This is a genomic window from Patescibacteria group bacterium (assembly GCA_041665365.1).
Classification (GTDB): Bacteria; Patescibacteriota; Patescibacteriia; order UBA9570; family UBA9570; genus UBA9570.
The window spans coordinates 87,406-107,575 of record JBAYIY010000001.1; the positions used below are offsets into that span (position 1 = coordinate 87,406).

Below are 20,170 nucleotides of genomic sequence, written 5' to 3' on the forward strand. Positions count from 1 at the left end.
TATCAGTATAGCACAACTTTAATCGTAAATCTCTTCGCGCTTCTCGCGCATGTAGGCAAACCAATCTTCAAACACATCGACGATCAATTTAAATGGGGCTTCAATGATGACATCTAAGATAAAGACAAAGATATTTATTTTCGAAAAATTAACTGAGAGCATGCGCCCGGAGCGCACAATTGGAATGGAAAAGAAATCGATAATGGCACTGAGCAAGCTATCGCGTTTATCTAACACCACTAAATCTTTGGCCATTTGGCGGACCCGTAAACCAAAGAAACTAATCAAAGTTAAGAACACCAGGAATAAAGCGATCCCGAGCCAGTTGAAATGCACCGCCATTAACGCCAAGATTAAACCACCAAACGTAATTAAGAAAGCTAACCAATAAAATAGAGTATATAAACCATTGGCAAACCAATTGCGTGCCGTGGCCGGCCGAATGCGATAAACAATATCTTTTCCTTGATAACTATAAACGAGATCTTTTATACCCTCGATAATCTTTAAGGTATTCTCTTTGGCCGGAATGTGCACTGCCAAAGCAATCACAAATAATAATAAGGGATGAAAAACAATGTTGACCCCCAGCGGCATATAATTTAGATGACCGTAAACTAGTAAATCGTAAGGTAATTCAACAATTAAGGCCAAAAACATTTTAGTGACAAAAATGTAAATAATACTGCGCAAACTGGTTCGTCTTAATTTTGTTTTTACTTCTTTATACCGTTGATTAGTCGCCTCTTCAATTACTTCAGTAAGTTTGTCTGGATTTTGTAAAATCACCATGGGATCTTCGGTTTTCAGTAACCAATCAGACAATACCACAAAGATGATATTGATTTTACGCATCTGCCGGATCAATTTTTCTTCCAACGGATGGGCAATTTGTTTAGCAATCGTCGCTTGCACATTCAATACATTTCGGGCTACCCGTTTAACCGTGTCTGGATTCCCCTCTTTCCAATCCGGATAAAAAAACCGTAATAAATTATAGGATGTTAAATCAACATCGTACTGCGGATAGGCTTTTAAAACAGCGGTGTAGATTAATACTTTACGTTCATCTTCGGTAATTCGTTTGGATAAAATATCAATCCGTTCCAACATGGTGGTATAAAAAAACTCAATCATGCCATCTTTGTGCGGCGATGGCAGTAACACTTCTTCAATTTCACAAGCCAACATGGTAATACACCAATCAAAAGTCTCCTCGCGTTGCCGACCTTCTAAGGCAGGTATGGCTTGACCTAAAAAATTGGCATACTTCACCAAAACTTTCTCGACATCTCCGATGACAATTTCCGGCAGTGTATTGTTCCTAATATAACCACCCCGGATCAGTTCAACAATGAGGGGCTTCGCAATTGAGGTTGGCTCTACTCCGGGAACAAACCGGCGTTTTAAAATCCGAACAATAGTAGATTTAATCAACAAATGTTCCTCTTTGTAATCTAGGGCATTACGCACTTTTTCATACACAAAAGCCAACCGGCTGATGGCTTCAGTAATTTTGAATTTGGGTAATACCTCGATATCTTTTCGGTGTGCCGTTTCGCGCTTGGCCGCTTTGACCAAACGTTGCACACTGAGCGGTATTGTATATGACGACGCCTCAGGCATATGGGCGTCAAAGTAACATTATTTAATCGGTTTGTCTAGTTTCATTATCTTTCCCTAAACGATATTCCCAAATAATCTCTAAATGATCGAAGGCCATATCGGCTTTATCTGGTAATTTATCCAGATCAAACCATTGCACAGCGGTCACTTCATCATCTGGTTCATGAATTTTTTCAATGGGTTTAACAATAAACACAAAGCTAACATTTTGTCGATCATCACCGGCACGGTTTGGCGTATCGAGCACGGTGAGTAATTCGGCTATTTCACTGGTGTAGCCAGTTTCTTCCAATACTTCACGCATAATCGCTTCTAAAGTGGTTTCGTCACGCTCTACATAACCACCCGGGATGGCCCATTTACCGCCAGCCCGCAGATGGTCAGCGCGCTTCACCAGTAGAATCTTACTTTCCTTAATCATGAGGGCATCAACTACGACATGCCTCAAATTGGCTGTGTTATTATTTTCGAAGGTACACGCAATCATTAGTTGGTATTGAGATATAATCTGGTATTAGCATCAAGTTTACCGCTGATGCTTAAGGTGTTGTCCGTTTGATAATGCAGTAAGGCTTCCTCAGTTTTTCCGTCGAAGGTTTTGTCTGGCTGACCGGTAAAATAATTGGCCTTTTTCAAACGTTTTTCTAAAGCGGTAATTTCTTTATCAACATCATTGAGATTGAGATCTTTGGTAAAACCAACCCGCACGATAAAATGTTTTTTACTAGCCACTGTCCCAGCGGGATTCTTTACCTTAACAGTATACGAACCTGACTTAAATGCCACCGGAACCTTCGCAGTTAGAGAGGTGGAATCATTCCAGGTCACATTACTCAACTGAGTTTTACCAATCCAGACGGTGGCATTATGCTTGAAGTGTTGTCCGGTTAGGGTAATGTCACGTTCAACGTTATTAGACACAAAATTGGTCGAGAGACTGCCCACATACAGACCACCACTGGTGATGCGTACTGCATTGGCACGCGTTACTTTTCGACCATCCGGATTAACAACCTTTACGCTATACCGGCGCGCCCCCATGCCAGCTGGTACAGTAGCGGTGATTTTAGTTCTACTTTCTACTACTACATCATTTAATAATTTCTGACGTAATTTAACTTTAGTGGTGCCAACTTTTTGAAAATTAGTACCATGAATCGTAATGGTGCGATCTTTACTGTTGGTGAATTTGTTACTTCGGACTGAACTAATCGTTGGTTTAGTACCGCGCAACCAAGACATGGCTCCACTGAGAAAATTATCCAAGGTGGCTGTACCGGAATCATTAATACCTTCGATGCCAAAACTGAGATACATTAACCGATAAGTATCATTATCCACCTGTACGCCGGCTGATTTATCAACCCCTTTACCTAACGTGTAGTTAAAGATACTCTCAGCATCATCAGCCGTGTTCACGGTTAATTCATCCACGGAATAATTGGCGTGCGTGCCAGAACTGGAAATAACATATGGATCAATCGAATAGGTTGTTGTGCCAACCACGGTAGCTGGTTCATAAATTGTCGAAACATACTGGGCATGCAAATAATTCCAACCAAAGTCACTCGGCGCACCTAACGAACTGGCTAATGATTCCGATGATATCAGCATATTTCCGCCGGCATCTAAATAAGACTGCATAGCGGTAGTATCACCCGGTGAAAAAGTGGCATCTAACCAAATCACTACTGGATATTGTGACATGACATCAGCCGCCGGGGTGCCCAATTTCGTCACATTCCACACCATTGCGTTATAATCTAAGTTGTCTAACGCCGTCACTATTCTATCGGCTGCCCCAACACAATGTGTTGCACCGCCGTAGGATAAACCTTCAATTGGTGCATCATAACAATAACCGTCATTATCCACTACTAGTACTTTCGGCCCCTCACCTACCCAAAATTTGCCTGTGTGCGTACTGCTTTCACTGGTGTCATCCTCGGTGGCTGTGATGGAAATAGTATACTCTCCGCTGACAGCTTCAGCTGGAATGGTTAATGGAATAGATGTCCAGGAAGTTTGTGGAAGATAGAACATGCCATAATAATCCAATCCCACAGCTAGTTGTGCTGAGGTTCCGGATAAATCTGCTACAGCTGTGCCGTCAGGATCAGTTACACTATAGGTGAGAGTAACATCATGGGCTTCTATATCATGTTCGGTAACATACGCCCACATGGTAACATCATCACCGGCCGCAAATTGATTGGTAAAAGAAGCAATATCACTAGTGGTATCACCATTACTGTCACCCCCAGTTGGTTTGTCATTAGTGGCTGGCAATAAAACGTCACCACTGTCTGAAGTAGTAATTGGTTGTAATCCAACTGTCGTGACCGTCGGCACATCGCTTAATAAGGCCAATTGCAGGCTAGCCACTGCCGTGGTGGCTGGATCGGCTGTTATGGTGACTAAACCGGTTACATCGTCTGCTGTTAAGGTAATGGTGGCTAAACCATTCGCATCGGTGGTTGAACTACTAGTTGAAAGTGTACCGGCGGAAGTTGACCAACTAATTGTATCTCCCACTACGGCTGCATTAGAGGCATCACGTACTGAGACTGTTAAATTAGCAATAGCGCTACCATCTGTTACCAATGTACCGGTGTCAGCATATAATATAGCCGAAGCCGTCTGTGTACCAGTTGCATCTAACGCATTCACTGCACCGTAACCGGATAAATAATCAACCCCAGAAATTGAACCAAAATCATCGGCGGTATTTTGCAAAATTTGCCGCACAGCGCGTGGGTTGGTGGTACTAAACTTTTGCATAATTAAAGCCGCTACCCCGGCCACATGTGGTGACGCCATCGAAGTACCGGAATATTTTTCGTATTTATTACCAGGAATGGAAGATGATATACTTTCACCTGGAGCGATAACGTTGACTTTACCCCAATTCGAGAAATCTGATTTATAACCATCTTCATTCGTTGAACCAACCGATACTACTGAAGCATAGGCCGCTGGATAAGACGGTATGGTGTAACTGTAACTATTACCAGCCGCCGCCACTACTAATACACCATTGGTTTCAGCATAATCAATGGCGGCTTTCATGGTATTGGAAGCCATGGCAGTACCCAAACTTAAGTTTATAATATTGGCTCCGTTATCTACTGCGTAATGAATGCCATCAGCAATGGTACTGTCATAGCCATAACCACTAGAATCTAATACCTTTACCGGCATAATCGTAGCGGACGAGGCCACTCCACGCACCCCAACGGTGTTATTTTCGGCGGCAATAATTCCGGACACATGTGTACCATGACCATACTCATCTTCTGGATCATTATCTGGAGTCACCGCTGTGTACAAACTACCAATGAAATCATAGCCATAATAATCATCAATATAACCATTACCATCATCATCCACACCATTACCGGCTGTTTCACCAACATTCACCCACCGGTTGGCATCTAAATCTTCATGCAAATAATCAACTCCGGTATCAACCACAGCCACAATGATGCCGGCACCAGTGGCACCATTGGTGGTGGCAGCGGCAGCGGCTTGCACTTGATCGTAACCCCAGGAGGTTGTCTGCCCGAGCGCCCGTACTAAACCATCCGGTTCAACAAAAGCCACATTAGATTGTTTGGACCAATGTTTAATAGTATCCAATACACTACTACCGGCCGCTACTGGTACCCGCTCAGTGGTACCATTTTTGTATTTTACCACCACATGATCCGACGCAAAACTAGCCTGATTACTTGGCGTGGTAGCGCTGTCTTGCCATGGACCAGCTTGGACACTGATTGGAATAATCACACTGAATAATGCTACCAGCCATAAACGTTTTGACATATGGGTTTTTGTTTAAAATAAAAATTACGAATAATGAATCAATTATACTAAAAATTTAACAGACTGTCTATTTAAATCATGTAGAGACGCGATTAATCGCGTCTCTACATGATTTTATCCAATACAATCAACCCTTCAATGTGAGGCGTTCTGGGGAAAAAATTAAACAGTTTCGCGTCAATAATCTTGTAGCCAGTTAATAACCGCTCAACATCTCTGGCTTGGGTAGATAAGTTACATGATAGATAGATAATGCGTTTTGGTTTTACTTCTAATAAACGAGCCGTGACATCATCATGTAGCCCAGCCCGGGGAGGATCTAGTATCACCGTCTGATTTTGGTTAAAAATATCTAAAATATTTTCTGTTGGCACACACTGAGCTGAAAAATTTTTGATATCTAATTGTTGAATTGTATTTTGTGCCGAAATAATCGCTGATTGATTACTGTCAATAATCACACCTGTTTTTATTTTGCGATGAAGTGGTAGAGCTATGGCTCCAACGCCACCATAACAATCTATTACCTCACTACCGTCATTCACATACTGACTAATCGTAGTTAATGCCTGTTCAAAAATTGGTACATTAACTTGGAAAAATCCTAAGAGATCATGTTGTAAGGGCACGCCTAATACATGGGTTGTAATAATTGTCTCGCCTGGATGTAATAATTTAGTTGGCACCGCAGCGGGGCTACGCGGGTTAGAATAATACACTACCACGCCCAGCTCATTGGCTAAGGGCAAACCCTCATCGCGCACAAATAATCCGGCAATAGTTTCGCCACGCTCGTTCGATAAGATAATTAAACTTTTGAGATTATGATCAGTCACCGGTAAAGTTTTTAACCAGGCTAGCACTTGTTCGGCTTTTTGGTTTATCGCGGCACTGGCTAACTGACAGGTGTGAATGGGTAAACGCCAATGACTCCATCGTTTAAAAAACGCGAAGGTTAATTCACCGGTAGCGGTGTGCGTGAAACTGTACTCAATTTTATTACGGTAACCATAGTACTGGGCAGGATCTTCTACTAAATCAATCTCGCTTAAGAATTTATAATAGGCATCTTTGGCTAATTGTATTTTCCAAAGTTTTTCGGCAATGGGTGTCATGATCTGCCAGGGGCTGCAAGATAGAGCATGCTCTTCTTGTAGTGTGATTCGATTCGGTGCCGGGGAAATAATGTCTGTGGCATACCCTTCACAAAAAGATTTTTTCTGGCGCGTCACTTGCACAGTGACGGTTTCTCCCGGTAATGCATTCCAAACAAAATAAACTTTACCATCTAAATGACCCATGCCCTGTCCACCAAACACCAATTTTTCAATTGGCACATTTTTTAATAATGGTAAGTTTTTCCCGTTTGAATAGTGCATATTCTATATAGTTGTTCTAATAACACGATGCTGGCTAAATCGTGTGGTAGTGTCCACTTGGCCAAACCCAGATTTGCCTGCGCCGCTTGCTTAACAGCCGCACTTAATCCAAGTGTGCCACCGACAATAAAAGTAATAGTTTGCGTGTGCTGCTGTGACCAGATGTCAACTTGTTTAAGAAAATCAACAGTGGTAAATAATTTTCCAAATTGATCGCAAATAACCACAAAACTTTCTGGTGTTAAAGCCGATAAGATTTTTTCGCCTTCTAGCGTGATTATTTTATCGCGTAATTTTATATCGGTCACTTTAACCGGTTTTATTAAAGTGATTTTTAACTTCGCTAACCCCGCCAGACGTTTTATATATTCGTCGGCCGAGTTTTGGGAGACAGCAATGATATGGAAACTAAACATGTATCCATTAAAGTACACCTTTGCTTTTCAATTCTTGAAACATAGTAACCGATCTTTCTAAACCAGAAATTTTCATGGCATCAACATCTTCCGTATGTAACATTTTGATCGCAACATAAGCAAAATTTTGCGGGACGCGCTTTTCTATTTTTTTACCAACTAATAACGTTTTAACTTGACTATCATCGTAATAACATCTTTGTTTCAATACATCTAAAATAGTTTTAGCCATATTATCTATATCGCGCCGTTGATATTCTCTAGTGCTGGCAAAATATTGAATAACAAACACAAACAGTTCTTGACTGGTTGGAAATTGTTGACTATCTGCTAATTTTTTATCTAGGTAACCATTAATTGTGTGTTTAAACACACCTAATGATTCTTTCTCGATTTTACGAGTTTGACCAGAAAACTGATCTACTTGATAAGCTTCTTGCGTAGCTGGGATAATTTGACCAATACCGAAATCAAGATCAACGCCAGTAATTTTATATTTCTTTGACATTATCTTTTCTCTCTAACAGATTCAACATAAAGGTTAATACCAGCTTTAGTTTTTTCTTTTTTCACAGTTGTAGGTTCTACAAATTTACCTTCTTTCGTATAAAAATCAATTACCATCGGTTGATTTTCAATATGACTAGCTATAAATGTTACAGGTTTTTTTAGCATATAGTCAGATATTAACAGATTTTAAAAAAAAATCAAGACTGACTTGATTATATTGTGGATAAATCCACAATAGTCCTACAGTGGACATATCTGGACTCGAACCAGAGACCTCTACAGTGTGAATGTAGCGCTCTAACCAACTGAGCTATATGTCCTTAGTTAGCGAGACGAGTATATCACTAACTGTGTAAATAGTTCAAGCGTTGTTTTTCAGGCAAACGCTCTATGGCATAACGCAACATCGTTCGTGGCATGATCTTGGCATAACGATCCAAAAAGTCACATTCAATGGCACTGGAACAGTTTTTACCAACTTCGCGTAACATCCAACCAACCGCCTTATGTATTAAATCTTCTTTGTCTTTTAATAGTATCTTAGCAATTTGTAAAGCCGGGTCAGGTTGATTTTGTTTGATAGTGTATAAAGTGGCAATCATGGCAATTCTGCGCTCCCACATTAGTTTTGATTTGGCTAATTTGGTTAAAACTGGTAGTGGGTTATCTTTTAAATATCCACCCACAATTTGCGCCGCAGAACTATCAACAATATCCCAGTTGTTAATATATTTAGTATTGCCCAAATATGTTTCGTAAATCTTTTTTTGAGTTAATTTATCACCCTGTTGAAATTGATAAACCAATAAAAATATCGCCGTTAATCTATCCTCGTGCCAAGGTGACTGCAATAGTTTAATAATTTCTGTTAGCGGTAAATCTTTAAAGTGTTTGGCTATTTGCCGTTCTTCTGGCACAGTCACACCACGAAACTTATCACCGTAACCATACTCCCCCTTCCCTGTCTTAAAAAACCACGCAGAGGCTGCAGCTTTTTTAGCTGAACTAACTTTTTGTAAAGCTTGCTGCACTTGTTTAGCGGTTAGCATACCTGCACTCTAAACCAAATTCACCTCTTGTCAATATAATAAAATATTGAGATAGTGTGTCCATGACAAGCCCATTTGATCAGCTACGCAGAACAGAACAAGACCCGATTAAAATTGGGAAAACCTTGTTTGATCCAGACCGTGATATGGTAGAAACTGCTTGGACTGATATGGAACAGGCACTTGGTAAAAGTTTAACACGGCCTGCCCCAGATTTTGATCTGCTCAACGATATTTGTGTACTATATGCGTTATGTGGTCGACCTTTAATTGTATCTCCAGAATTATTACAACAAGCGATAGATCGAGAACTGGATAATATTAAGTCTGTTATTAAAAAACATAAGATTGATCCTACCAGCGCTGTTCGAACCGCTGAATTTATTCGAGGAGTACGAGCGGTATCTGCCAGCACAGACACATTGACAGAATCTTTACCAGTTGACGTTATGGCACAACAGGCTTTAAATGGCGCCCAGGCAACCTTAACGAATAAAGGGCAATTTCCGTTGTATGAAATACAGGATGCACGCACTCTTGGAATGAAAGATTTTCCAGATTATTTAATTGGTGACGCTATGTATCAGCAGGTATTATCCAAATTATCCGTTAAACCCGACTCACAGGATGTTAGTAAAATTCTGCAATGGGTTGAGGAGTATGTCGGAATGGTGCGGATTTTTCCAAAGTTAGTCACGGATCTACCGCTTTCAAACATAGACGCCAAAAACATTAATCAGGCTACATTTAAATTTCGTCCCAAGCTGACCAAGGATATCAGATATCTAGCAGAATTACGTGCCTTGATTGACAGTACTTTTCCATCAACCAGACCGGCTCCATTAAAAATAATCAATCCATCAGACAAAGCCCATGATCAAGCCATGCTCGATAATCCGTTTGCGCCACCAAAAAATTAATTTATAAGACCAGTTGCGCTAATCCTAACGCATACTCCGCCCACCACACACCGGCGGCTGGGCCACCATTACATTCACCGTCGGATTCGCCGGGTGGTTTAATCCATAAAAGAGCATCAACTAATTGATTCTTAACATTAGTGGTTGGTACACGCCCTAATGCCCGACCGAGTGGATTACACCAAGCATAATCACTGGTTGGACCAAGACCATTGCGGCTAGTGTCGATCACGAAATGCTTATTGTTGACTAACGCCGATAATTGGGCACCATAATTTTTATTCCGTTTTGTTTTATAAAAATTAGATACATTCAAAGCGAACCCATCAGCTGAGGCAATTCCCGCTTGGTTTAATCTTTTGGCCATGGTTTTTTTCGGAACCCAATTTGGATTACCCGCATCGATATACACAATAGTCTGTGCATTGGTTTTTAAAGCCTGCACGGCATAATTGATTAAAGCATAACGGTGCTTTTTTTCCTGTTTGGTTAAACACGATACTGCGCCTAAACTATCCGGTTCAACTATTACCACAGATTTATTATTACCAATACCAGACACAACTTTATCAACAAAGTCACGATAAACGGTTTCACTCGATGCTCCACCAGACGAATATGAGCCACAATCTCGTTGTGGAATATAATATAAAACAAACACTGGCACTTCATTAACTTGTTTAGCTGCCTTACGCCAGGCCGCGACTTCTGTCTTGGGATGATTGATCCACTCACCCAACCACTTTCCTTGCGGTTCACGCGCCATCTTCCGTAATTGTTTCGCATCATCCGGTCGCGTTTCTCGCCACGCGCGCACTTGATGTTTGGCATTCGAGTTTGGATCAACATAAAAAGACCACCCGGTTAAAGGATCAGTTTTAGCCTGAGCCATATTACCTATAACCAGAACAGTCACAACACAACTGATAATTGAAATTAATTTCATAATAATAGTATATAGCATACATTTGATCTCATGTAGAGACATGCCATGGCATGTCTCTACAAATTATGGCATGTCTCTACATGAGATCAAAAAATGATTCATCTTCTCAGTGATCCATTTACCATGTATAATATACAAATATATGACAACAACTTTAATGCCAAAAACTATTTTAGGTAAAATATCCATCGGTTTAAATATTCTTTTCTTTTTATTAATTACTGTGTCTATTCTTTTAGTTGTGATTGGTGGTTGGTCTTTTGATTGGAAATGGTGGGATGTAACTTTGTTTGTTGCCTCACTAACAGAATTAATCGCCTTTATTACTGGCATAGTGGCCTTATTAAAATACAAAGACTACACCATATTGGTATATATATCATTTATAACTGGTATATTAGCAATTCTTTTTGTGCTTCTTCATAGTTTGTTTATCAATGATTAATACTATCTCACAGATAGCTATATTTATTTTGGGAACAGCCGCCATTGTTCTTGTTGCGAAAAAGAATAAGTGGGGTTTTGTGGCTGGATTTCTAGCACAGCCTTTTTGGTATATTACTTCGTGGGAAAATAAACAATGGGGTATTTTTTTTGTTAGTTTCATTTACACAATTAGTTGGAGTTATGGAATCTATGAATGGTTTTATAAGGATAAAAATTTGAAATCAAACAAGTAGAGACGTGCCGCCGGCACGTCTCTACTTGTTTGATTTTTTGATTCTCATTTGTTCAGCGATCCATTTGCTTAAGTATTATATATCATCTAGGATTTGAAATAGAGAATAAACCTCAGGAGATTCTCATGTTCATTAAAACTCCAAGGATTCTTTTGGTCCAACCGCTCACTCCGCCCTCGTACTGGGGGTTCCAGGAGTCTGTAAAGTTCCTTGGTGCACGCGCCGCGCTTCCACCGCTGCCTCTCATCACTGTCGCCGGTCTGTTGCCACGCCAGTGGCAGTATCGACTGGTGGATCTCAACATCGAAACCCTCACGGATAAAGATCTTCAGTGGGCAGACTACGTTCTGCTCACGGGGATGATCATCCATCGTGATTCAATGAAGGAGGTTCTGGCACGGTGTCGCGCGATCGGTGTGAAGACCATCGTCGGAGGACCGTTCGTGAGCTCCTCGCCGGATGCTTCTGAACTGACTGACGCTGACACCAGGGTGATCGGAGAACTGGAAGATCAAACCCTTCTCGCCACGCTCGTGAGTGACCTGAGGAGCCGTGCTCTGCGGGCAACGTATCGAGCCCACGCTTTCCCCGATCTGGGATACTGTCGTGTTCCCCGCTTCGACTTGCTCGACGTGTCCGCATACACGTCGCTGTCGATTCAGGTATCGCGGGGCTGTCCACACCGGTGTGAATTCTGCAACGTGCGAATGCTCAACGGGAATCGACCACGGTACAAGTCCACCGAAGAAGCTCGCGCTGAACTCGACGCCGTATATGCAACTGGTTTTCAAGGCAATGTATTCATCGTCGATGATAACTTCATCGGCAATGTTTACGCCGTGATGCCTGTTCTGGATACGATCGTGGCGTGGCAGCTGTCGCACCACTTTCCGTTTCTGTTCTACACGGAAGCGGACATCCGGTTGGCCGATATGCCGGAACTGGTCAACTACCTGGTGTCGGCTGGGTTCTTCGCGGTGTTCATCGGCTTCGAGTCGCCTTCAAAAGAGGCACTCGAGGGTGCAAAAAAACACCAGAACCTCAAGATCGACCCGGTTCAGGCTGTCTCCGTACTCCGGCAACATGGGTTGCTGGTATATGGTGGGTTCATCGTCGGGTTCGATTCCGATGGACCTGACTGCTTCGATGCCACAGTGGAGTTCGTCGAAAAGTGTGCTGTGGATTTCGCCATGGTGGGAATGCTGATGGCGATTCCGGGCACGCCGCTGTACGACCGCCTGGCGCAGGAGGGTCGGCTACGCACCGATGACAGTGGGGATCAGTTCGCGGAAACGAATGTGATCCCGCTGCGCATGACCCAGCGCCAACTCGTGGCTGGGTACCGAAAGCTGCTCCAACAGATCTACAACCCGAGCCGATTCTTCGCCCGCGCCGCTCGTGGCCTGCGAGAGTGGACGCCGCGAGTACATCGGCCGTACACCTGGCAGGAAGTCGGCGCAGTGTTCCGATCGTTCTGGTGGCAAGGAGTACTCGCACCCTACCGCCTGGCGTACTGGCGGTTCATTCTTCAAGTGACGTTCAACAACCCGGCCAACTTCGGTCGGGCGATCGCGATCGCCGCGAGTGGTTACCACTTCTTCGCCTACACGCGCGAGGTGGTGGTGCCGCGGCTCATCGCAGCTGAGCGTCGTCTCTAGCCGTTATCACTCCCACTTCGAGTGCTCTGACGGCTTATTTTTTTAAAAACTATGATGTTTCATGGTACAGACTTGATTGTGGTTACCTGGTTCAGTACGCACTAATTTGCCATCCTCGATATACAACACCTGATGCGCCACATCTTTGATGCGCTCATCGTGACTAACAATCACCACGCTCTTTTTTTGTTCACAACCTAATGAACATAACAGCATCATTACTTCATGCCCTTTAGCGCGATCAAGATTGGCGGTTGGTTCATCGGCCAGAATTAACGCCGCATCATTGATCATAGCTCGTGCTATCGCCACCCGTTGGCGCTCACCACCGGATAGATCTTTTGGCCTGGCGTGCAAGCGGTGTGCTAGACCCAGCTTACGCAAAAGTTCTTCAGCTCGTTCTCGACGATTGGTGACAGTAAAACCAGCCACCATAACATTTTCCAAGGCACTTAAATTTTCTAATAAATTAAACGATTGAAAAATAAACCCAACTTGTTCTCGCCGCACAGCCGTGCGCGCATTGGAGCGTAAAGCATAGACATCTTGTTCCTGCCAGTGCACACTGCCGGATGTTGGTGTAAGTAATCCGCCGATCATAGTTAGCACAGTTGTTTTACCACTACCCGATGGACCCATAATCATAACAATCTCACCGGCTCCAACGGCAAAATCCACGCCGTTGACAGCGCGCACTTCGGCTGGCTTACCGGCAGCGAATATTTTCTTTAAGTTTTTTACCTCTAATATATTAGCCATAGATATTACGCCTTAAAGACATCAGCCGGATCAATTGATACCAACACTCGCAATGGCAGCAATGCCGCCACAGCGCTCATCACCAATGTTCCGGCTCCCACCACCGCCAGCTCGCGCACACCAAGATCATAAATGAACCCACCCACAAACTTGGCGGCAATTTCTGCCACGATGGGAGCTAACACACTGCCCACCACAAACCCGATCACTCCAGCCACCAACGACTGCACCAGAGCAATCACAAACAGCTGACTATTCGTATAACCAATGGCTTTTAACACACCATATTCGCGACGCTTTTCCAGTGTGGCGGTAAAAATCATCAAACCGATTATGGCAATGCCGATCGCCACTGCCACAATAACCAGTACACCAAGAATGGGCAAAAACGCTTCTCGGATAATAGCTGAATTGCGTAAAGAAAAATCTTCCCGATCAATTGCTTCCACGCCAGTTAACGCTTGCACGATCGCATCTTCTGATCGTTGAATATTAGAAGACCGCACTAGAAAGTAATTAACAAACCCATTAAATTCTGTCAGATCAACCAAATCATCCATGGTCACGAACGCATAGCTAAACACCAACACATGACCACCGGAACTGATACCGGAAATTTTGAAAGTCTTGTCTAAAATGTCGAGCGTGTCACCAATGGCTAAACCTTGATCGGTAGCAAAGGCTTCGTCAATAATAATCTCGTTCGTACCTGGTGAAGTTGTCCCATAAACGGATTTATACGGTTTGACGAATTGTGTTGGATCAATCCCAACCAGGTATAAATGTTGGTCTGATCCATTCAATTTTATGTTAACTCGTCGTCCAACAAATGGAGCCACTTGTGTAACATCCGGTTGTGCCTCAAGCGTGGCTTGTGCCGTGCTGGGTAGAATAGAAATCGTGTGGCTCATGTCACCACTACCGGTTTGACCAACCCATAAATCGGCTGGAATACTTCCCAGAAACCGAGTCATTTGTGTGTTCCAACCCTGATATAAACCCACCATCAGCAAAATAAGCATCACAGCAAACCCAACCCCGCCGACTGTGATCAGGAGCCTCCCCTTTTCACCAAGTAAATTTCGTCCGGCAATTATGGCTGTTGGTGTCATGGTTATTAGTTTAGCACTACACTTATCTCATACACAAATGAAAGAAGTATGCAGCTCATACATATTATTGAAAAACTAAAGGTTTTAAATTAATCAAGTAGAGACGTGCCACCGGCACGTCTCTACTTGATTAATTTTCTAAATACTCATCTTTTTAACGATCCATTTATTAAGTACTTGTAAACTATCAATTAATTCTGCCTCTTCGGCTCCAAATGAAGCTCGAACATAACCTTCTTTACCAAACGCACTGCCCGGTGTTAGTGCTACACCGGCTTCAGATAAGGCGCGCTGACAAAATTCTGCCGATAAAATGTTCATAACACCAATTATTTTTAATGGGAAAAAACAATATAAACCGGAAGCTGGAGCTGGAATGTTACAACCAAATAATTTATTAAACTCACTCACAAAAACATCTCTGCGTTTTTGCATGGTAGTTTTTACATCCAACATAATAGTGTTTGCCTGATTCAGTGCACCTAAAGCAGCATACTGGCTAATACTAGATGTACCAGTGGTGCTTTGACTTTGAATTTTAGTTAAGACTTTGATCACAGCAGTGTCAGCAAACACAAACCCCACGCGCCAGCCGGTCATGGCAAAATGTTTTGAACAACTTTGAATCACAACAATATTTTCTTTACTAGTCTGCACTTCAGGAAAAGATGCGACCGACACAAATTCATCTTGATATGTTAAACCACTATAAACCTCATCCGATAATAATAAAATATTTTTCTCTCTCACTAAGGTCACTAAATCATGTAACACTTCAGGTTTATACACAACACCGGTGGGATTATTACAATTATTAATAATAATCATTTTGGTACGAGCAGTGATTTTTTGTTTTATTTCTGCTATTGGTAGTTGCCAATTATTTTCTATCTTAGTTTCAACGATAATACTTTTACCACCAAACAAAGTTATCAGAGCCGGATAAGACACCCAGTATGGTGAAATAATTATCACTTCATCACCCTGACTAATCGCACTTTGCAGTAAGGCATAAATACCAAACTTGCCGCCGCAGGTTACGAGAGTTTCTTGGCTAGAAAAATTAGTGTGATAAGTTGTGTTCATCCAGCTAGCTACTGCCGCGCGTAATTCCGGAACGCCTGCCACTGGTGGATAAAGCGTTTTTCCAGCTTGTATCGCCTGTTCAGCGGCCACACACATAGCAGCATGAGGTGGCAACATTGGTTCACCGGCACTTAAATTATAGATTCTTTCACCTTTAGCCTTTTTTTCCGCCGCTAAACTATTCATCGCCACAGTAGCGGACTCGGCTAAATTTAAGTGCGTGGTAAAAGGCATAAGTGGGATTATTTTTTTAGCTTATTTTTTTATCTCGGCAATTAATTTATACAAAATATCTTTAATTAAGCCGGGATTTTCTATCTTGGCTTTTTTTATCCATAAATCATAATTATCAGATAATTGACGTTCTCGGGTTGCATCAAATACCGGCAAGTTGTGTAGTTTTTTATAGTCTTGAATTTGCTTACCAATCGTCAAACGCTGACCTATCAGTTTGATCAACTTTTGATCTATTTTTTCTATATCAGACCGCCATATAGCTAACATGCCATTAATTATTTCTTCACAATTATAAACGTCGTTAAATTTGGCCGCATGTCTTGAATATTGCGTTCTAAAATTTTTAAGCCATATAATCCCGCCGCCCGAGCTGGAGCAATCACCGCTGTAGCCGCTGGTAATAAACCAGCCTTAAGATCACGCGCGGCTTTGGCGGTATCGGCCCACTCGATTACATTTACTGCTGGAAATTCACGCTTAATATAACGCTGACATTGTAAAACAGCTTGCGAATGAGTCGCAATATTTTTTATCTCGGTTCTGGTTAAGCCCGGTAACACTAACAAACATTGTTGCACTTCTAACCAAAGTTCATCTACTAAAGTAAAATTATGTCGGCCCATTGCCTCAAAGGCTTCACGTACTAGACCACCTTGTGAGTTCACGACTGGAAACAAACCAACTTCGACTTCGCCTCGTTCTAACCGGGCTAATACTCCTTCCATATCAATGGCATAAACCAGTTCGGCTGTTAAACCTTCACGCTCAATGTATAAATGACCGGCTTCTTCAGAAAAACTTCCCGCATCACCTGAGATAGCAATTTTTTTTATCACTTCCATCATAATTATAAATTTTGGGCTTTGTGTCTTAAATAATGATCCATAATCACCAGAGCGGCCATGGCATCAACGATTGGTACAGCGCGCGGTAACACACATGGATCATGCCGACCAATCTTACCAATTGTCGCCACTGGTTTAAACGCGACACGAAAATTGATATCATCACCATTGGAAATCCCACCCAATGTGCCACCGGCTTGTTTATTTGATTTATCATTATATTCACTTCCTCTCAGTGTCACACCAGCAAAACCAGAGCCGATTTCAAAACCCTTCACAGCATTGATACTCAACATGGCTTTACCTAAATCGGCCGGAAGTTTATCAAACACGGGTTCACCTAAACCAGCTGGCACGTTTTTAATTACTCCCCTAATCACACCACCTAACGAGTCACCTTCAGCTTTAACTGTTTCAATCAGTTGAATCATTTTTTTAGCTGTCACCTGATCTGGACAACGGACAATATTTGATTCAATTTCTGTCAGGGACACTTTATTAAAATCAATGTTAGTTTTAATATCGCCCACTTGCTCCACATAGCTTAAAATTTCAACGCCTAACTTTTCTCGTAAATACTTTTTAGCAATCGCTCCGGCCGCGACACGGGCTAATGTTTCCCTAGCACTGGCTCGACCGCCACCACGCCATTCGCGCAGACCGTATTTTTGTTGATAGGTTAAATCGGCATGACCCGGCCGAACAGCCTGTTTGAGATGGTTGTAATCTTCTGATTTGTGATCTTCATTATAAGCCAGCAACAAAATTGGTGTACCGGTAGTTTGGTCGTCAGTTACTCCAGACAAAATATGAATCGTGTCAGACTCGTTGCGCGCCGTGGTAATATTGCTTTGACCCGGTCGCCGTCGATCTAACTCTATTTGAATATCGGCCTCACTTAATTTTAGTTGAGGTGGGCACCCATCGATGATTACACTAATCGCACCACCATGAGATTCGCCCGCCGTAGTGATTTTGAAAAGTTGTCCAAATGAATTGCCTGGCATAATTTATGGTTTACAACCTAATTGAGTTAGTACTTTAAACACTACTTTATCAGACACTGGGTGTGCATACTGACCGTTCACTTTATAGACCTGACCAATTTTTTTAAGTAAAATATAATAAACCAGACCGGCTTGAACTTTTTTATCAGAATGCGTAACAGATATAATTTCTCGGGCAGAATACTTACTAAATATTTGTTTGGTAATACCAAATTTTTGCAAGATTTTTTGTATCGCCAAATTTTCTTTTTCACTCAAAATTCCCAGTGCTTGCGCAATTGAACATTCTGCAATAATGCCATAACCAACCGCGTAACCATGCGGCAGTGTATACTTAGACATTTTTTCTAAAGCATGCCCGATAGTGTGGCCAAAATTTATCACCCGCCGCTCGTTACTTTCATGTTCATCTCTCATCACAATAGCCGACTTAATTTTCACCGATCGCGAAATTATTTTATCTAATTTATATTTATTAATTATTAATTTAACAGCTGCTCGATCGGAGGTTAAAAATGTTTTTAGAGCTTCTATTAATCCACTGACTTGTTGTGTGTGCGGCAAACCACGCAAACGATTCATATCCATAATCACGCCAACTGGCTGATAAAAAGCACCGATGGTATTTTTACCATACACAGTATCTATACCCACTTTGCCACCCACCGAAGCGTCCACCATGGCTAAAACGGTAGTTGGTACCTGGATATATGGTACACCGCGTAAGTAGGTGGCTGCCACAAAACCGGCTAAATCCCCCACTACGCCGCCACCTAAGGCAATAATGAGCGTATCCCGACCGTAGTGTTTTTTTAATAAAGTATGTTGCAGTTTAGTAACTTGAGGTTGAGTTTTGTTGGTTTCTCCGGCCGGTATAACTATCATATCAACATTTAACTTGGTCGTTTTAAGTTGTTTTAATAATTTACTTCCCTGATTATGGGCTAAATGTTCATCAGTAATTATCACTAACTTCTCAGCCTTCACTTGTTTAATAAGTTTGATTAGTTTGCTATCCAAATCTGACCCAATAATAATTGGATAGATACGAACATTAGTAGTTTTTATATTAAGCAACATATAATTTTGTCATATCATAAATTAATTTTTCTGTGTCAAACCAACTCAAACACGGGTCAGTAATGGACAAACCAGATCGATCAATTGTATTAGTGTTTAAAGCATCTAAGTTTTGTTTGCCTTCTTTGATAAAACTCTCGACCATAAAACCTTTTACTAGTTTTTTTAATTCTGAATTAACATTCATCGTCGCCAGTGTTTCTTTAATCACCATCGGTTGCATCGTACAATCTTTCACCCCATTCACTAAACAATTATCATGGCTCGCATCAATTATTATGGCCGGATTTTGAATTTTAGCTTTGGCGAACAAAGCGGCTGCCTCATGAATATATTCGGCGCCATAATTGGGCCCACTGGTTTTTCCCCGCAACACCAAATGCGCATACGGATTACCGTTGGTTTCAACTTGGTAGCCATTAAACACCGCATTGTGTTGATACTGGGCAGAAATAATACCATTAACGGCAATGGCGATTGAACCAGTGGTACTATTTTTCATACCCACGGGGCATTCCACGGCGGAAGCAAACACCCGATGTTCTTGATCTTCCACACTGCGTGCCCCAATCGCTACCCAACTTAATAGTTCCACAAACCCTTTGGCATTGTGTGTAAATAGAGCCTCGTCAGCAATCGGTAAACCCAGCTCAATTATTTTTACCATCAAGCTACGACAATATTTTATCCCCGCAGTAATATCCGATGGAGCAAACGGATCAGGTTGATTAACCGGCCCTGTCCAACCTTTGGTGGTGCGCGGTTTTTGAATATATACGCGCATCACAATTTTAATTGTATCCTTAACATTATCAGCGACTTTTTTTAACCGCGTAGCATATTCGAGCACGGCCTCTTTTGGCCAAGCCGAACACGGACCAACTATCAACAATAAACGTTTATCCTGACCAGAGATAATATCACGTACTTCTTGCCGATCTTTAACAACGCGTTCGTGTCCCTGTTCAGATAAAGGATAGAGTTGAATAATTTCATCGGGTGTTGGAATTTTTTTTATAACAGTTATGTTCATAA

Annotated in this window: 20 protein-coding genes and 1 tRNA gene; 3 read left to right on the top strand and 18 right to left on the bottom strand. The window is 42.0% G+C overall.

The window, feature by feature from the left end:
* Positions 1-18: 18 nt before the first annotated feature.
* The 9 genes from WCV88_00460 to WCV88_00500 all read right to left on the bottom strand — a co-directional run bounded on the left by WCV88_00460 (position 19) and on the right by WCV88_00500 (position 8,805).
* Positions 19-1,626: a hypothetical protein gene (locus WCV88_00460; protein MFA6474656.1), complete on the bottom strand. Its 1,608-nt coding sequence runs from the start codon at positions 1,624-1,626 to the stop codon at positions 19-21.
* A gap of 22 nt (positions 1,627-1,648) precedes the next feature.
* Positions 1,649-2,113, bottom strand: coding sequence for an NUDIX domain-containing protein (locus tag WCV88_00465; protein MFA6474657.1), 465 nt, complete (start codon positions 2,111-2,113; stop codon positions 1,649-1,651).
* Positions 2,113-5,451, bottom strand: a complete 3,339-nt coding sequence (locus tag WCV88_00470) for a S8 family serine peptidase (protein MFA6474658.1) — start codon at positions 5,449-5,451, stop codon at positions 2,113-2,115. Before WCV88_00470 ends, WCV88_00465 begins: the two co-directional genes overlap by 1 nt.
* Positions 5,452-5,555: 104 nt before the next feature.
* On the bottom strand, positions 5,556-6,830 hold the full coding sequence (locus tag WCV88_00475; protein ID MFA6474659.1) for a TRAM domain-containing protein: 1,275 nt from the start codon (positions 6,828-6,830) through the stop codon (positions 5,556-5,558).
* Positions 6,794-7,246, bottom strand: a complete 453-nt coding sequence (locus WCV88_00480) for a 23S rRNA (pseudouridine(1915)-N(3))-methyltransferase RlmH (GenBank protein ID MFA6474660.1) — start codon at positions 7,244-7,246, stop codon at positions 6,794-6,796. Before WCV88_00480 ends, WCV88_00475 begins: the two co-directional genes overlap by 37 nt.
* A 7-nt stretch (positions 7,247-7,253) precedes the next feature.
* A complete protein-coding gene (locus WCV88_00485) occupies positions 7,254-7,754 on the bottom strand; it encodes a RusA family crossover junction endodeoxyribonuclease (protein MFA6474661.1) in 501 nt (166 codons plus the stop codon).
* Entirely contained in the window at positions 7,754-7,921 is a 168-nt protein-coding gene (locus WCV88_00490; GenBank protein ID MFA6474662.1) for a hypothetical protein, read from the bottom strand. Before WCV88_00490 ends, WCV88_00485 begins: the two co-directional genes overlap by 1 nt.
* A gap of 81 nt (positions 7,922-8,002) precedes the next feature.
* Positions 8,003-8,076 (bottom strand) — tRNA-Val (locus WCV88_00495).
* A 24-nt stretch (positions 8,077-8,100) separates the two neighbouring features.
* The gene (locus WCV88_00500) at positions 8,101-8,805 is read right to left on the bottom strand and encodes a DNA alkylation repair protein (protein MFA6474663.1); all 705 of its coding nucleotides are present in this window, start codon (positions 8,803-8,805) and stop codon (positions 8,101-8,103) included.
* 62 nt (positions 8,806-8,867) lie between these two features.
* Between WCV88_00500 and WCV88_00505 the strand changes: the two genes are divergently transcribed.
* Entirely contained in the window at positions 8,868-9,725 is an 858-nt protein-coding gene (locus tag WCV88_00505; protein ID MFA6474664.1) for a hypothetical protein, read from the top strand.
* 1 nt (position 9,726) lies between these two features.
* On the opposite strand, the gene WCV88_00510 is transcribed toward WCV88_00505, so the two are convergent.
* Positions 9,727-10,671 (bottom strand): glycoside hydrolase family 6 protein, encoded by a 945-nt coding sequence (locus WCV88_00510; GenBank protein MFA6474665.1) that lies wholly within the window; start codon positions 10,669-10,671, stop codon positions 9,727-9,729.
* Positions 10,672-10,813: 142 nt separating this feature from the next.
* On the opposite strand from WCV88_00510, the gene WCV88_00515 reads away from it, so the two are divergent.
* Both WCV88_00515 and WCV88_00520 read left to right on the top strand, forming a co-directional pair.
* The gene (locus tag WCV88_00515; GenBank protein ID MFA6474666.1) at positions 10,814-11,116 is read left to right on the top strand and encodes a hypothetical protein; all 303 of its coding nucleotides are present in this window, start codon (positions 10,814-10,816) and stop codon (positions 11,114-11,116) included.
* 360 nt (positions 11,117-11,476) lie between these two features.
* Positions 11,477-13,009 carry a B12-binding domain-containing radical SAM protein gene (locus tag WCV88_00520; protein MFA6474667.1) on the top strand — a complete coding sequence of 511 codons (1,533 nt, stop codon included), beginning with the start codon at positions 11,477-11,479 and terminating at the stop codon, positions 13,007-13,009.
* 42 nt (positions 13,010-13,051) lie between these two features.
* On the opposite strand, the gene WCV88_00525 is transcribed toward WCV88_00520, so the two are convergent.
* From WCV88_00525 to WCV88_00560, 8 genes are all read right to left on the bottom strand, one after another.
* Positions 13,052-13,768 (bottom strand): ABC transporter ATP-binding protein, encoded by a 717-nt coding sequence (locus WCV88_00525; protein MFA6474668.1) that lies wholly within the window; start codon positions 13,766-13,768, stop codon positions 13,052-13,054.
* A 5-nt stretch (positions 13,769-13,773) separates the two neighbouring features.
* Positions 13,774-14,880, bottom strand: coding sequence for an ABC transporter permease (locus WCV88_00530; protein ID MFA6474669.1), 1,107 nt, complete (start codon positions 14,878-14,880; stop codon positions 13,774-13,776).
* 138 nt (positions 14,881-15,018) lie between these two features.
* A complete protein-coding gene (locus WCV88_00535) occupies positions 15,019-16,200 on the bottom strand; it encodes an aminotransferase class I/II-fold pyridoxal phosphate-dependent enzyme (GenBank protein ID MFA6474670.1) in 1,182 nt (393 codons plus the stop codon).
* A gap of 21 nt (positions 16,201-16,221) precedes the next feature.
* On the bottom strand, positions 16,222-16,470 hold the full coding sequence (locus WCV88_00540) for a chorismate mutase (GenBank protein MFA6474671.1): 249 nt from the start codon (positions 16,468-16,470) through the stop codon (positions 16,222-16,224).
* Between the two features lie 8 nt (positions 16,471-16,478).
* A complete protein-coding gene (locus WCV88_00545; protein MFA6474672.1) occupies positions 16,479-17,048 on the bottom strand; it encodes a prephenate dehydratase domain-containing protein in 570 nt (189 codons plus the stop codon).
* Between the two features lie 2 nt (positions 17,049-17,050).
* Positions 17,051-18,055, bottom strand: a complete 1,005-nt coding sequence (gene aroC / locus WCV88_00550; protein MFA6474673.1) for a chorismate synthase — start codon at positions 18,053-18,055, stop codon at positions 17,051-17,053.
* A gap of 3 nt (positions 18,056-18,058) precedes the next feature.
* Positions 18,059-19,135, bottom strand: coding sequence for a 3-dehydroquinate synthase (gene aroB, locus WCV88_00555; GenBank protein MFA6474674.1), 1,077 nt, complete (start codon positions 19,133-19,135; stop codon positions 18,059-18,061).
* Complete coding sequence (locus WCV88_00560; protein ID MFA6474675.1) at positions 19,125-20,168, bottom strand: 3-deoxy-7-phosphoheptulonate synthase; 1,044 nt, start codon at positions 20,166-20,168, stop codon at positions 19,125-19,127. Before WCV88_00560 ends, aroB begins: the two co-directional genes overlap by 11 nt.
* Positions 20,169-20,170 lie beyond the last annotated feature (2 nt).

Excerpts from the sequence above, each read along its gene's own strand:
- WCV88_00475 (MFA6474659.1), bottom strand. The coding sequence starts at position 6,830 with ATGCACTATTCAAACGGGAAAAACTTACCATTATTAAAAAATGTGCCA.
- WCV88_00545 (MFA6474672.1), bottom strand. The coding sequence starts at position 17,048 with ATGATGGAAGTGATAAAAAAAATTGCTATCTCAGGTGATGCGGGAAGT.
- WCV88_00535 (MFA6474670.1), bottom strand. The coding sequence starts at position 16,200 with ATGCCTTTTACCACGCACTTAAATTTAGCCGAGTCCGCTACTGTGGCG.
- WCV88_00560 (MFA6474675.1), bottom strand. The coding sequence starts at position 20,168 with ATGAACATAACTGTTATAAAAAAAATTCCAACACCCGATGAAATTATT.
- WCV88_00470 (MFA6474658.1), bottom strand. The coding sequence starts at position 5,451 with ATGTCAAAACGTTTATGGCTGGTAGCATTATTCAGTGTGATTATTCCA.
- WCV88_00520 (MFA6474667.1), top strand. The coding sequence starts at position 11,477 with ATGTTCATTAAAACTCCAAGGATTCTTTTGGTCCAACCGCTCACTCCG.
- WCV88_00485 (MFA6474661.1), bottom strand. The coding sequence starts at position 7,754 with ATGTCAAAGAAATATAAAATTACTGGCGTTGATCTTGATTTCGGTATT.
- WCV88_00515 (MFA6474666.1), top strand. The coding sequence starts at position 10,814 with ATGACAACAACTTTAATGCCAAAAACTATTTTAGGTAAAATATCCATC.
- WCV88_00525 (MFA6474668.1), bottom strand. The coding sequence starts at position 13,768 with ATGGCTAATATATTAGAGGTAAAAAACTTAAAGAAAATATTCGCTGCC.
- WCV88_00510 (MFA6474665.1), bottom strand. The coding sequence starts at position 10,671 with ATGAAATTAATTTCAATTATCAGTTGTGTTGTGACTGTTCTGGTTATA.
- WCV88_00480 (MFA6474660.1), bottom strand. The coding sequence starts at position 7,246 with ATGTTTAGTTTCCATATCATTGCTGTCTCCCAAAACTCGGCCGACGAA.
- WCV88_00460 (MFA6474656.1), bottom strand. The coding sequence starts at position 1,626 with ATGCCTGAGGCGTCGTCATATACAATACCGCTCAGTGTGCAACGTTTG.
- WCV88_00465 (MFA6474657.1), bottom strand. The coding sequence starts at position 2,113 with ATGATTGCGTGTACCTTCGAAAATAATAACACAGCCAATTTGAGGCAT.
- aroC (MFA6474673.1), bottom strand. The coding sequence starts at position 18,055 with ATGCCAGGCAATTCATTTGGACAACTTTTCAAAATCACTACGGCGGGC.
- WCV88_00530 (MFA6474669.1), bottom strand. The coding sequence starts at position 14,880 with ATGACACCAACAGCCATAATTGCCGGACGAAATTTACTTGGTGAAAAG.
- WCV88_00540 (MFA6474671.1), bottom strand. The coding sequence starts at position 16,470 with ATGTTAGCTATATGGCGGTCTGATATAGAAAAAATAGATCAAAAGTTG.
- aroB (MFA6474674.1), bottom strand. The coding sequence starts at position 19,135 with ATGTTGCTTAATATAAAAACTACTAATGTTCGTATCTATCCAATTATT.
- WCV88_00505 (MFA6474664.1), top strand. The coding sequence starts at position 8,868 with ATGACAAGCCCATTTGATCAGCTACGCAGAACAGAACAAGACCCGATT.
- WCV88_00490 (MFA6474662.1), bottom strand. The coding sequence starts at position 7,921 with ATGCTAAAAAAACCTGTAACATTTATAGCTAGTCATATTGAAAATCAA.
- WCV88_00500 (MFA6474663.1), bottom strand. The coding sequence starts at position 8,805 with ATGCTAACCGCTAAACAAGTGCAGCAAGCTTTACAAAAAGTTAGTTCA.